Origin of the sequence: Aliivibrio kagoshimensis (assembly GCF_050337105.1) — a bacterium.
In the GTDB taxonomy this organism is placed as follows: domain Bacteria; phylum Pseudomonadota; class Gammaproteobacteria; order Enterobacterales; family Vibrionaceae; genus Aliivibrio_A; species Aliivibrio_A kagoshimensis.
The window spans coordinates 1-12,348 of record NZ_JAKJSQ010000089.1 but is presented as its reverse complement, the minus strand read 5'-3'; the positions used below and the strand labels follow the sequence as shown (position 1 = coordinate 12,348).

The following is a 12,348-nucleotide window of genomic DNA, read 5'->3' as shown; positions in this document are numbered from 1 at the left end:
ACCGCTTGGCGATAACCCTACTGAATAATGGTGCGGAAGGAGAGACTTGAACTCTCACACCTTGCGGCGCCAGAACCTAAATCTGGTGCGTCTACCAATTCCGCCACTCCCGCATTATTCTTTTATATTTTGCTCTCATTTTCAGACAACAAAAATTGTATATGGTGGCTACTACGGGATTTGAACCTGTGACCCCATCATTATGAGTGATGTGCTCTAACCAGCTGAGCTAAGTAGCCAATGTTACTTGCAATTTTTTACTGTATTTTATGGTAGAACGCAACAAATTTCATTGCGAAGACAGTAGCAAGAACGGTGCGCATTATGCTCATCTACGTCTGATGCGTCAACATTTTTTTTGAATAAATCGCGATTCCTGAGTTGTTCGAACGCAAATTAATCAACCTGATGCAATTATTAGCAAAAAAGGGCATAAGGGACGAATTATTCAGATTTCTAATTGTAAAAAAGCCAGCAATTATGCTGGCTTGTTTTTTGAACTTTTTACGCGTTACACGTTGAAACGGAAATGGACCACATCGCCATCTTTAACGATGTAATCTTTACCTTCTAGACGCCATTTACCCGCTTCTTTTGCACCACTTTCACCGTTGAACTCGATAAAGTGATCATAACCAACCACTTCAGCACGGATGAAGCCTTTTTCAAAGTCAGTGTGAATTTTACCCGCAGATTGCGGTGCAGTTGCACCGATTGGGATAGTCCAAGCACGTACTTCTTTAACACCTGCCGTAAAGTAGGTCTGTAGGGTTAATAGGTCGTAACCAGAGCGGATCACTCGGTTAAGCCCTGGCTCTTCAATGCCCATGTCGGCTAAAAACTCAGCACGATCTTCATCGTCTAGTTCTGACATCTCTGACTCGATGGCAGCACACACAGGTACAACAACGTTGTTTTCTGCTTCAGCGAATACACGTACTTGATCCAAATATGGATTATTTTCAAATCCATCTTCAGCCACGTTTGCAATGTACATGGTGGGTTTTAGCGTTAAGAAGTTTAGGTAAGCAACCGATGCTAACTCTTCTTTGCTAAGAGTAACAGCGCGAGCCATACCACCATCGGTAAGGATAGGCAGTAACTTTTCTAGCACCGAAATTTCAAATTTAGCGTCTTGATCGCCACCTTTTGCCTTTTTAGTTTGGCGGAAGATTGCACGCTCACACGAATCGAGATCCGCAAGCGCCAATTCTAAATTGATGATTTCGATATCATCAAGAGGGGATATTTTCCCCGCTACGTGAATGATGTTTTCATCTTCAAAACAGCGTACAACGTGACCAATCGCGTCAGTTTCACGGATGTTAGCTAGAAATTTATTCCCCAGTCCTTCACCTTTTGAGGCACCAGCGACTAGGCCTGCAATATCTACAAATTCCATTGTCGTTGGAAGAATGCGCTCTGGGCTAACAATTTCTGCTAACGCGTCAAGGCGAAGATCGGGAACTGGAACCACACCCGTATTTGGTTCAATCGTACAAAAGGGAAAGTTTGCTGCTTCAATTCCCGCTTTTGTGAGTGCGTTGAAAAGTGTTGATTTGCCAACGTTAGGTAGACCAACGATACCGCATTTAAAACCCATGCTATGAAACCTTTTAGTTACTATTCTGCTTTGAATGAATGTAGACGATTTTGCGCTTTACTCAAACCGTCTTTTAATAATATATCAAGACACCGAACGGCTTCATCAATGGAAGCGTCGATTAGCTCTTGCTCTTTCGTTGGTGCTTTGCCAAGAACAAAACCCACCACTTTATCTTTATGGCCAGGGTGACCAATACCAACACGAAGTCGATAGAAGTCTTTTACATTAGCAAGCTTGCTAATGGTGTCTCGTAATCCATTATGTCCGCCATGACCGCCACCTTTTTTTATTTTAGCGACACCAGGAGGAAGATCTAACTCATCATGAGCCACCAGAATCTCTTCTGGTTTTATCTGGTAAAACTTCGCCATCGCGGCAATCGCCTTACCAGATAAGTTCATATACGTGGTTGGAATCAGTAGGCGTAAGTCAGCCCCATCAGTCTGTATTCGGCCTGTTAAGCCAAAAAACTTAGCTTCACTTTTCAATTGAGTACTGTGTACACGTGCTAGCTCTTCAACGGCCCAAGCTCCAGCATTATGGCGTGTTTTTACGTACTCTTGACCTGGATTAGCCAGCCCAACAAGCAGTCGAATTTGATTACTCACACTAATAGTCTCTTATTTGAAGGCAAGCACTCGGCGTGATGCTTGAAAAAACGCGATATAGTACCACTAAAAAAAACGCCCCGCAAAAGCAGGGCATTTAAATTTTTCTAGCTAGCAGTATTTAGCTTTCGAACATAGCAGAGATTGACTCTTCATTGCTAATACGACGAATTGCTTCAGCAAGCATGGTTGAAAGGGTTAGCTCTTTCACTTTCCCTGTCGCTTCCATCTCTGGTGTCAGAGGGATAGAGTCAGTAATGATGACTTCATCAATCACTGATTCGGCGATGTTTTTCACCGCTGAACCTGAGAATACGGCGTGAGTAGCATAAGCGAATACGCGCTTAGCACCACGAGATTTCAGTGCTTCTGCTGCTTTACATAATGTGCCACCAGTATCGATCATGTCATCAACAATGATGCAGTCACGACCTTCAACGTCGCCGATTAAGTTCATCACTTCAGAAACGTTCGCACGTGGGCGGCGCTTATCGATAATCGCAATGTCGGTTTCGTTTAGAAGTTTAGCAGTAGCACGAGCACGTACGACGCCACCAATATCAGGAGAAACAACGACAGGGTTCTCGAGGTCTCTTTCCAGCATATCTTCTAGAAGAACTGGCGTACCGAAGATGTTATCAACAGGGACATCGAAGAAGCCTTGAATCTGTTCAGCATGTAGGTCAACCGTTAGTACGCGGTCAACACCCACATTAGAAAGGAAGTCAGCAATAACTTTTGCAGTAATTGGCACACGAGCAGAACGTACACGACGATCTTGACGAGCGTAACCAAAGTAAGGGATAACAGCTGTAATACGACCCGCTGATGCACGACGAAGTGCGTCAATCATAACAACCAGTTCCATTAGGTTATCATTCGTTGGGGCGCAAGTAGACTGAATGATGAAAACATCACTACCACGAACATTTTCATTTATTTGTACGGCTACTTCACCATCAGAAAAGCGAGACACAGTTGCGTCGCCTAGTGAGATGTATAGTCGATCAGCAATGCGTTGTGCTAGTTTAGGTGTTGCATTACCAGCGAAAAGCTTCATATCAGGCACGGTGAAAACCTCAGAGTTCGTCAAATTGTGATGTAGGTTAGTTGTTACTTTGGTTTATGTAACGTTTTACAGCCAATTGTAGAGGAGAAGTATTGACTCCTTGTGCTATAAATCCATGTACATTGTCAGGAAGTGATTGAAAAAGCTCAGTAGCGTCCTGTTTGCTCAAAAATTCAGCAAAAATACACGCACCAGTTCCAGTCAATCTTGACGGGGCGTATTCTAACAGCCAAGAAAGAAGGTGATCAACCTCTGGATGAATACTTCTTACTATTTTTTCGCAATCGTTTTCGTATTTTTCATTTAATAGCTGCTGCAATGACCTTTTAGGGGTATTTCTGGTTAGCTGAGGATGAGTGAAAATATCTGCAGTTGAGATACTTACCTGCGGTTTAATTACTAGGTACCACTTCTCTTCTGGTTGAGCCGGCACGATCTCTTCACCAATACCTTCAGCAAAGGCGGCGGTCTGTCGTACAAAAACAGGAACATCCGCTCCTAACGCTAGCCCTAAAGAGGCTAAGGTATCGACACTAAGGTCTAAACCCCATATTAGGTTAAGCGCCACCAATGCAGTTGCTGCGTCCGACGATCCTCCGCCTAAGCCTCCTCCCATCGGTAAAATCTTGTCTAACTTAATATCTGCTCCCCATCGGCAGTGACTATGTTGCTGTAATAGAGTAGCGGCTTGCCAAATGAGGTTGTGTTCAGTGGGAACCCCTTCAATTTCAGGTAACAGGGTGACTTCGCCTGATGTGTTGGCGGTGATGGTCAGTTGATCACTGTGGTCAAGAAACTGAAATAGGGTTTGCAGGTCGTGATAACCATTCTCTCGTTGCCCGGTAATGTACAAAAAAAGATTGAGCTTGGCGGGTGCTGGCCACACGGTGGTGCCTAAATAAGGAAGTTGTGCACTCATTTGTCTATGGTCCAATTTGATATAACAATTTTTAATGAGGTATTTTTCTGCTGCAGCTGCATCTTCTGAGGCAGAAGTATGGTGTCACTGACAGCGTACGCTTGATAGTTAAGTTGCCAATGCGTTTGATTGTAGGTTTTATCCAGGTTAGCAACAATGTTATTGCTGTCTAGTGTGTAGTTGTCTGCATTTGTTGGTAACCCTTTCATCCAATCACTGAGGTGTTCGATTGGGATGGTGAGTTTGGTTAATTCGAATATCAGCTGGCTAGCATCGCGGCCTCTGTAGGTATCACCTTCACGGGTGCGAACTGTCGCTCCACTGTCATCAATGGTGATTTTAAGGACCGATTGACCTAAGAAAGTGGTTAAGGTGAGTTGACTCTCATGAGGAGAGTGGCTCCACAAAAAATTAAAGCTATGGCGTTGTTCCGGGGCGGTATACCCCAGTTTTCCTGAAATCTGATAGTGATCTATTTGTTCTAAGAGTTGCTGTTGCTGTTGCCAGTTGACGTTGTTCTGTTGCGTACTTATTGTGGTACATGCGGCCATTAATAGAGATAAGGATACGAGGAGAAATGGACGAAGTATTTTACTGGCTGAGATCATTATTGAGCCTTTTGCTGTTTTCGCTGTGTAGGAATCGTCACAGATGATCACTCAATGTGCAAGGACGATGTGAAACTGATTTTTGGTTTTATGGGTTAAATAGCCCATCTGTTTACTTAAGATAGCTTCTATCGGCTTTCAATAGTTCGGTGCATAAAGTAAACTTGGCGCACGTAATTATTTCTGAGATTGGTAAACCCTTTAAATGTCATTGCTTTCTATTGGAATTAACCATAACTCTGCTTCTGTTGATCTACGTGAAAAAGTCGCTTTTTCACCTGAAAAACTGGTCAGCGCGCTTAAAGAGCTTTCAATCAATGACAATATTTTAAGTGGGGTCATTCTTTCTACTTGTAATCGAACTGAACTCTATTGTGATGTAAAAGATGGACTCGGTGCCGGTGCCATCATTGAGTGGCTAACCAGTTTTCACTCCGTCTCTATCGAAGAGTTGATGTCCAGTATCTACATTCATGAAGAGCAAGCAGCGGTGAAGCACTTGATGCGTGTCTCATGTGGTCTTGACTCCCTTGTACTTGGCGAGCCTCAAATTTTGGGGCAGGTGAAACAAGCGTTTGCGGCGGCCCGAGACTATGATGCCGTTGAAGGAACGACGGAGAAATTATTTCAAAAAGTTTTTTCGGTTGCTAAACGAGTTCGTACTGATACTGATATTGGTGGTAATGCGGTTTCTGTGGCTTATGCTGCTTGTACGTTGGCTCGACAAATATTCGAGTCACTGTCGGACTCCACAGTACTGTTAGTTGGTGCTGGTGAAACCATCGAGTTAGTTGCTAAGCATTTAGCAGAGAGCGGCACTAAGAAACTGATCGTCGCTAACCGTACTCGTGAAAGAGCGCTGCTCTTAGCTGGCGAGTACGATGCTCAGGTGATCACGCTTCCTGAAATTCCACAATATTTGGGTAAAGCGGATATTGTCATCAGCTCAACAGCCAGCCCATTGCCAATCATTGGTAAAGGGATGGTAGAGACGGCGCTAAAATCGCGACGTAACCAACCCATGCTGTTTGTTGATATTGCCGTACCAAGGGATATCGAGGCCCAAGTCGGTGATCTGAACGATGCTTATCTCTATACAGTTGACGATCTTCAAGGGATTGTTGAACAGAATATGGAGCAGCGTAAAGTCGAAGCGATTCAAGCTGAAGTGATTGTCAGTGAAGAGAGCTCTGAATTTATGCGTTGGATGCGTTCAAGACAAGCGGTAGACAGCATAAGAGCCTATAGAGAACAATCTGACGTTGTGCGCTCTGAGTTATTAAGCAAAAGCATGCAAGCGCTCGAAAGTGGTGCCGATCCACAAAAGATTTTGATAGAACTGAGTAACAAACTCACCAACAAACTTATTCACGCCCCGACTCAAGCAATGCAAGATGCAGCTAAGAATGGGGATCCAGAAAAACTTTCTGTTATCCGTACTAGTATTGGTCTAGATAACTAACTATAAGTCCAAATATTCATGAAATCGTCGATTCGAACTAAGTTAGAGATGCTCTCTGAGCGTTATGAAGAAGTGCAACATTTACTGGGTGATCCAGATGTTATTGGAGATCAAAACAAATTCCGTGCGTTATCAAAAGAGTACTCTCAGCTAGAAGAGCTTACTCAGTGTTTTCAGCGTTACTGCCAAGCGGAAGAGAACCTTGAAGCGGCAAATGAAATGGCTCAAGAAGATGATGCTGAGATGCGTGAAATGGCGCAAGAAGAGATCAAAGAAGCTAAAGCTGACATTGAGCGTTTAAATGATGAACTGCAGATATTGCTGTTACCAAAAGATCCTAATGACGATCGCAACTGCTTCTTAGAAATCCGAGCTGGGGCTGGTGGTGATGAAGCCGGTATCTTTGCTGGTGACCTGTTCCGTATGTATAGCCGTTATGCAGAGAAACGTAACTGGCGTATCGAAGTGATGAACGAAAACCGTTCAGAACAAGGCGGTTACAAAGAGATGATCGCGAAAGTGAGTGGTGAGGGGGCCTACGGTATTTTGAAGTTTGAATCCGGCGGTCATCGCGTACAGCGTGTACCTGCAACGGAATCACAAGGGCGTGTTCACACCTCAGCATGTACTGTTGCTGTCATGGCGGAAGTACCAGAGGCCGAGGCACCTGAAATTAAAGCGAGTGATCTGAAAATCGATACGTTCCGTTCATCAGGAGCGGGTGGTCAGCACGTCAACACCACCGACTCTGCTATCCGTATTACTCACTTGCCTACGGGAACCGTGGTTGAGTGTCAAGATGAACGTTCACAGCATAAAAACAAAGCTCAGGCGATGTCAGTACTTGCTGCTCGCATCACTAAAGCGGAAGAGGACAAACGCGCCGCTGAAATTTCAGATACGCGTCGTAACTTATTAGGTTCAGGTGACCGTTCTGACCGTATTAGAACGTATAACTACCCACAGGGCCGTGTCTCGGACCACCGTATTAACTTAACCTTATACCGTCTGAATGAGATAATGGAAGGGGATCTAGACTCATTGGTTGAACCTGTGATTCTTGAGCATCAAGCGGATCAACTTGCTGAGTTATCAGAAAACAGTTAATGACCTCAACTATTGAACAGCAGCTCGCGAGCGCCGTTAGTCAGTTGCAACAATCTGGTAGTGCTTCAGCACGACTTGATGCAGCGGTACTGTTGTGTCACGTTTTGGACAAACCAAGCAGCTATCTGCTTACTTGGCCTGAGAAAGCTTTATCTGATCAGCAGTTAATTGATTTCTCACTGCTACTGCAGCGCCGGTTATCCGGTGAGCCTGTTGCTTATATTATTGGAGAGAGAGAGTTTTGGTCGTTACCACTAAAAGTCTCTCCGTCAACACTGATCCCAAGGCCAGATACGGAAAGGTTGGTGGAATTAGCCCTCGATAAGTTAACGACTGGCAACGACGCCGTTTTGGATTTGGGCACTGGAACTGGGGCGATTGCTCTAGCGATAGCGTCTGAACACCCTAAACGAGCGGTAATTGGTGTTGATATTAGAGCGGAAGCACAGCAGTTAGCGACTGAAAATGCACAACGACTGCGCATTACCAACACAGAGTTTAGAATCAGTAGTTGGTTCGAAGCGGTTCACCCTGGCGAAAAGTTTGCTGTTATTGTCAGTAACCCTCCCTACATTGATGAATTTGACCCACATTTGATTGAGGGTGACGTTCGGTTTGAACCAAAGTCTGCTTTAGTAGCAGGTAACTCAGGACTTGCCGATATAGAGCTGATAAGTTCACAAGCGAGAACATTTTTGCTACCTGGTGGTTGGTTACTGTTAGAGCATGGCTTTCAGCAAGGGGCTGAGGTTCGAGCTATTTTACAACATCTGCACTATCAGCAAGTCTCGACAGAGCAAGATTATGGCGGCAATGATCGCGTTACGTTCGGTCGTTGGACATAAATATTATAATGAGAGAACTATGTACGCAGCAATAAAACATATCCATATGCTAACCATCGCGTTAAGTGTTTGTCTGTTTATATTTCGATATATTCTACTGATGAGCAAATCAACGTTGCTCGAGAAAAAATTCCTCAAAGTCGCGCCTCATGTTATTGATACGTTACTGTTAGGAACCGGAGTCGTTTTGATATTTCTAACGGGTTTCTATCCATTTACCCCCGCAGGTTTGTGGCTAACGGAAAAACTCACCTGTGTCTTTGCATACATTGCACTCGGTTATGTTGCTCTACACCTAGGTGAGAGTCGGGTATTTAAAGGGTTCGCTTTTTTTGGTGCGTTAGGTTGGATCTTAATGGCCGCAAAACTGGCAATGACCAAAGTTCCAACTTTTTTGGGGTAACAGATGTTTGATTTCTTTGATGAAGATTTAGATAGCATGGAGCTAGTTGAAGGGGCGCTATCCCTTAACTTAGCCATTAAATCGTCAACGTCTAAACAGTGGGCTGAAGATAAGCTTGAGCTCATGTTAATGGATGCTGAAGCGGGAGTCGCTTCAGAAATTGAGCCCAAAGCCCAATTTGCTAAACTGTTAAAACTGTTTTATCAAGAGTGGGGGTTTGTTGGTGATTACGATGAATATTTTTCGTCTGAAAATGCTTTCATAGATAAAGTGCTTGAGCGTAAGAAAGGGATCCCGGTTAGTTTAGGGTCTATTCTTCTCTATTTGGCTCAAAACCTGAATTTTCCAGTGTCTGGGGTTAGCTTTCCGACTCAATTTCTATTACGTATCGACTGGCCAAATGAACGTCCTCTCTACCTAAATCCATTCAATGGAGAGTACGTGACAAAGCAAGTGTTAGGTGCATGGTTAATTGGTCATGATGGTCCCCTTGCTAAGCTAAAAGAGAAAGATTTAGCCGCTGTTGATAATCCAACAGTAATTGGCCGCCTATTAGCCCTAATGAAACACGCCTTTTTAAGAGAAGAGACCTATGATCTCGCTCTTAAATGCAGCGACCTTGCGTTAAGTTTTACGCCCGATGATCCTTATGAAATAAGAGACCGTGGGTTTATCTACCAGCAGTTAGATTGCAATCAAATGGCCAGCTCTGATTTTGAGTTTTTCATTGAAAACTGCCCAGATGATCCCGCAGCCGATCTATTAAAAGCTCAGGTCAGATTACTGAAAGAGCTCCCTTTGATCCTCCACTAGAGAAGAGCAATAATCATGATTACTCAGAAAAACGTGAAAATTGGCGATATCGATGTCGCAAATGATAAGCCGTTTGTTTTATTCGCAGGCATGAATGTATTGGAATCTCGCGATCTTGCGATGCAGATTTGTGAACACTACGTTGAAGTGACCGATCGTCTTGGTATTCCTTATGTCTTCAAGGCCTCTTTCGATAAGGCAAACCGCTCTTCAGTTCATTCGTACCGAGGACCTGGTTTAGATGAAGGTTTGAAAATCTTTCAGGAGATTAAAGAGACGTTCGGCGTGAAAATCATTACCGATGTCCATACGATCGAACAAGCTCAGCCTGTAGCGGATGTGGTTGATGTGATTCAACTTCCTGCATTTCTTGCTCGCCAAACTGATTTGGTTGAAGCGATGGCAAAAACCGGTGCCGTTATCAATGTGAAGAAACCTCAGTTCATGAGCCCAAATCAAGTGGGTAACATTGTGGGTAAATTCTCTGAGTGTGGCAATGAGCAGATTATTTTGTGTGAGCGCGGTTCATGCATGGGCTATGACAATTTAGTGGTTGATATGCTTGGCTTTGGTGTGATGAAAAAATCCTCAAATGGCAGCCCAATTATTTTTGATGTGACTCACTCTCTGCAGAACCGAGACCCAAGTGGTGCGGCTTCTGGTGGACGTCGTGAGCAGACTGTTGAATTGGCAAAAGCGGGTTTGGCGACAGGCATCGCGGGTCTGTTCATTGAAGCACACCCACATCCAGATAAAGCGTTATGTGATGGGCCATCAGCTCTACCATTAGATAAGGTTGAACCTTTCTTAACTCAGATGAAAGCGCTTGATGACGTGATTAAAGGTTTTGAGCATATTGAGATTAAATAGCGATTTCGAATAAAAGAGTGCTAAAACAATGAAGCTCATCGTAATGATGGGCTTTTTTATTGTGCCGCAAAAAGAGAGGATGTTTTTGTGTTCAAATACGTAATCGATTGCTATTTGTTATGTTATGAATATCACGAAGATATAGGTGATCTAATTAACAATTTTTCTAAACAGCTAAACTGCTCTCTCTTTTTTCTTTTACACTTATCTAGTTTTTAAAATATATCTTGGAGTTAAAGTCATTCATTGCAGTGTATGATCTCTAGGAACACACCGAAAAATTGAATCTACTAAAAATCATAGGTGAAAAAAATGAAAGGATTTCTATCTGTAAAAGTAGCGGTTAGTGCTGCTTTATTAGCTGCGGTAACGGGTTGCTCTACGATGAGCGAACCAACTTGGCAGGAAGATACGACTTACAAATTGACCGTTTTACACACCAATGACCATCATGGTCGTTTTTGGCAGAATAAATACGGCGAATATGGCATGGCAGCACGTAAGACGCTTCTTGACCAACTACGAGCTGAAGTGAAAGCAGAAGGCGGTAGCGTATTACTTTTATCTGGTGGCGATATTAACACTGGTGTTCCAGAGTCTGATCTTCAAGATGCAGAACCAGATTTTAAAGGTATGAGTATGCTAGGTTACGATGCGATGGCATTGGGTAACCATGAGTTTGATAATCCGTTAGACGTACTTGCCAAGCAGCAAGGGTGGGCTAACTTCCCTATGCTTTCTGCCAACATTTACGATAAAGCGACTGGCGAGCGTAAATTTGAAGCTTACAAAATCTTCAATAAGCAGGGTGTAAAAATTGCGGTTATCGGTCTAACGACTGAAGATACAGCAAAAATTGGTAACCCTGAGTTTATTGGTGACATCGAATTTAGAGATCCTAAAGCAGAAGCGAAAAAAGTCATCGCTGAGCTACGTGCTAATGAAAAACCAGATCTGATTTTTGCAGCGACTCATATGGGTCACTACGAAAATGGTAACAACGGTGGTAATGCACCGGGTGATGTTGCTTTAGCTCGCTTCTTAGGTGAAGGCGACCTGGATATGATCGTTGGTGGTCACTCTCAAGAGCCAGTCTGTATGGAAGGCCCAAATGTAGCCAGCAAGAGCTTTAAGCCTGGTGACGAGTGTAAGCCTGACTTCCAAAATGGTACTTGGTTAGTTCAAGCACATGAGTGGGGTAAATACGTAGGTAAAGCAGACTACGAATTCAAAAATGGCGAACTAAACTTAGTTAGCTACGACCTGATTCCAGTTAACTTGAAAAAGAAAATCAAAGTTGATGGCAAGAAGCAGCGTGTTTTCATTCAAGATGAAATCGCACAAGATCCTGCGGTACTTGAATTCTTGACACCTTACCAAGAGAAAGGTCAAGACGAGCTAACTGTTAAGATTGCTAAGAGCAATGGTAAGCTTGAAGGTGACCGTGGTGTCGTTCGCTTTAAGCAGACGAACTTGGGTCGTTTAATCGCGACAGCTCACATGAAACGTGCTAAAGCTGACTTTGCTGTAATGAACTCTGGTGGTGTACGTGATTCAATTGCTGAAGGCGATATCACTTACAAAGACGTTCTAACGGTTCAGCCGTTTGCAAACATTGTAACGGTAACAGAAATGTCAGGTGCTGAGGTTCTTGATTACTTGAACGTTGTTGCAACGAAACCAGTAGATTCTGGCGCGTATGCACAGTTTGCTGGCATCTCAATGACGGTATCAAACGGTCAGGTTAGTGATGTTAAAATTGGCGGAAAAGCGCTAGATACATCAGCAAAATATCAGTTCACTGTACCAAGCTATAACGCAGCTGGTGGTGACGGATATCCAAAAATTTCTGGTCATCCTGGTCACGTAAACACGGGCTTTGTTGATGCTGAGGTTCTTAAAGATTACCTAGAGTCAAACAGTCCAATCGATGTGAATGCCTACGCACCTAAAGGTGAGATGGTTTATAAATAAATTGAATATCAATGATTAATTGATGTTATTTATTTGAAACGGTGCTAATAAAACGGTGCTAATA

At 43.5% G+C, this 12,348-nt stretch carries 12 protein-coding genes and 2 tRNA genes; 7 read left to right on the top strand and 7 right to left on the bottom strand.

The annotated features are described in order from the left end of the window. Window positions 1-28 precede the first annotated feature (28 nt). The 7 genes from L4C32_RS18755 to lolB all read right to left on the bottom strand — a co-directional run bounded on the left by L4C32_RS18755 (window position 29) and on the right by lolB (window position 4,810). A tRNA-Leu gene (locus L4C32_RS18755) sits at window positions 29-113 on the bottom strand. A gap of 49 nt (window positions 114-162) precedes the next feature. Then, window positions 163-239, bottom strand: a tRNA-Met gene (locus L4C32_RS18750). Window positions 240-511: 272 nt separating this feature from the next. Continuing rightward, window positions 512-1,603, bottom strand: coding sequence for a redox-regulated ATPase YchF (ychF, locus tag L4C32_RS18745; RefSeq protein WP_428198420.1), 1,092 nt, complete (start codon window positions 1,601-1,603; stop codon window positions 512-514). A gap of 20 nt (window positions 1,604-1,623) precedes the next feature. After that, window positions 1,624-2,214 carry an aminoacyl-tRNA hydrolase gene (pth, locus tag L4C32_RS18740; RefSeq protein ID WP_428198419.1) on the bottom strand — a complete coding sequence of 197 codons (591 nt, stop codon included), beginning with the start codon at window positions 2,212-2,214 and terminating at the stop codon, window positions 1,624-1,626. Between the two features lie 121 nt (window positions 2,215-2,335). Continuing rightward, the gene (locus tag L4C32_RS18735; protein ID WP_428198418.1) at window positions 2,336-3,283 is read right to left on the bottom strand and encodes a ribose-phosphate pyrophosphokinase; all 948 of its coding nucleotides are present in this window, start codon (window positions 3,281-3,283) and stop codon (window positions 2,336-2,338) included. Between the two features lie 37 nt (window positions 3,284-3,320). Further along, window positions 3,321-4,202, bottom strand: a complete 882-nt coding sequence (ispE, locus tag L4C32_RS18730; RefSeq protein ID WP_428198417.1) for a 4-(cytidine 5'-diphospho)-2-C-methyl-D-erythritol kinase — start codon at window positions 4,200-4,202, stop codon at window positions 3,321-3,323. Next, window positions 4,199-4,810, bottom strand: a complete 612-nt coding sequence (gene lolB, locus L4C32_RS18725; RefSeq protein WP_428198416.1) for a lipoprotein insertase outer membrane protein LolB — start codon at window positions 4,808-4,810, stop codon at window positions 4,199-4,201. Before lolB ends, ispE begins: the two co-directional genes overlap by 4 nt. A gap of 205 nt (window positions 4,811-5,015) precedes the next feature. Between lolB and hemA the strand changes: the two genes are divergently transcribed. The 7 genes from hemA (at window position 5,016) to ushA (ending at window position 12,284) form a co-directional block, all read left to right on the top strand. Then, window positions 5,016-6,272, top strand: a complete 1,257-nt coding sequence (gene hemA / locus L4C32_RS18720) for a glutamyl-tRNA reductase (RefSeq protein WP_428198415.1) — start codon at window positions 5,016-5,018, stop codon at window positions 6,270-6,272. 18 nt (window positions 6,273-6,290) lie between these two features. Further along, window positions 6,291-7,379: a peptide chain release factor 1 gene (gene prfA, locus L4C32_RS18715; protein WP_428198414.1), complete on the top strand. Its 1,089-nt coding sequence runs from the start codon at window positions 6,291-6,293 to the stop codon at window positions 7,377-7,379. Further along, window positions 7,379-8,224, top strand: a complete 846-nt coding sequence (gene prmC, locus L4C32_RS18710; RefSeq protein WP_428198413.1) for a peptide chain release factor N(5)-glutamine methyltransferase — start codon at window positions 7,379-7,381, stop codon at window positions 8,222-8,224. Before prfA ends, prmC begins: the two co-directional genes overlap by 1 nt. A 19-nt stretch (window positions 8,225-8,243) precedes the next feature. Further along, the gene (locus tag L4C32_RS18705) at window positions 8,244-8,627 is read left to right on the top strand and encodes a SirB2 family protein (RefSeq protein ID WP_428198412.1); all 384 of its coding nucleotides are present in this window, start codon (window positions 8,244-8,246) and stop codon (window positions 8,625-8,627) included. A gap of 3 nt (window positions 8,628-8,630) precedes the next feature. Beyond that, on the top strand, window positions 8,631-9,440 hold the full coding sequence (locus L4C32_RS18700; RefSeq protein WP_428198411.1) for a SirB1 family protein: 810 nt from the start codon (window positions 8,631-8,633) through the stop codon (window positions 9,438-9,440). A 15-nt stretch (window positions 9,441-9,455) separates the two neighbouring features. Then, complete coding sequence (kdsA, locus tag L4C32_RS18695; protein ID WP_428198410.1) at window positions 9,456-10,310, top strand: 3-deoxy-8-phosphooctulonate synthase; 855 nt, start codon at window positions 9,456-9,458, stop codon at window positions 10,308-10,310. A 312-nt stretch (window positions 10,311-10,622) separates the two neighbouring features. Continuing rightward, complete coding sequence (gene ushA / locus L4C32_RS18690) at window positions 10,623-12,284, top strand: bifunctional UDP-sugar hydrolase/5'-nucleotidase UshA (RefSeq protein ID WP_428198409.1); 1,662 nt, start codon at window positions 10,623-10,625, stop codon at window positions 12,282-12,284. The last annotated feature ends 64 nt before the right edge of the window (window positions 12,285-12,348 follow it).

Bases quoted from the DNA above. Each gene is read 5' to 3' on its own strand.
- ychF (WP_428198420.1), bottom strand. From the start codon at position 1,603: ATGGGTTTTAAATGCGGTATCGTTGGTCTACCTAACGTTGGCAAATCA.
- ispE (WP_428198417.1), bottom strand. From the start codon at position 4,202: ATGAGTGCACAACTTCCTTATTTAGGCACCACCGTGTGGCCAGCACCC.
- lolB (WP_428198416.1), bottom strand. From the start codon at position 4,810: ATGATCTCAGCCAGTAAAATACTTCGTCCATTTCTCCTCGTATCCTTA.
- hemA (WP_428198415.1), top strand. From the start codon at position 5,016: ATGTCATTGCTTTCTATTGGAATTAACCATAACTCTGCTTCTGTTGAT.
- prfA (WP_428198414.1), top strand. From the start codon at position 6,291: ATGAAATCGTCGATTCGAACTAAGTTAGAGATGCTCTCTGAGCGTTAT.
- prmC (WP_428198413.1), top strand. From the start codon at position 7,379: ATGACCTCAACTATTGAACAGCAGCTCGCGAGCGCCGTTAGTCAGTTG.
- L4C32_RS18705 (WP_428198412.1), top strand. From the start codon at position 8,244: ATGTACGCAGCAATAAAACATATCCATATGCTAACCATCGCGTTAAGT.
- L4C32_RS18700 (WP_428198411.1), top strand. From the start codon at position 8,631: ATGTTTGATTTCTTTGATGAAGATTTAGATAGCATGGAGCTAGTTGAA.
- kdsA (WP_428198410.1), top strand. From the start codon at position 9,456: ATGATTACTCAGAAAAACGTGAAAATTGGCGATATCGATGTCGCAAAT.
- ushA (WP_428198409.1), top strand. From the start codon at position 10,623: ATGAAAGGATTTCTATCTGTAAAAGTAGCGGTTAGTGCTGCTTTATTA.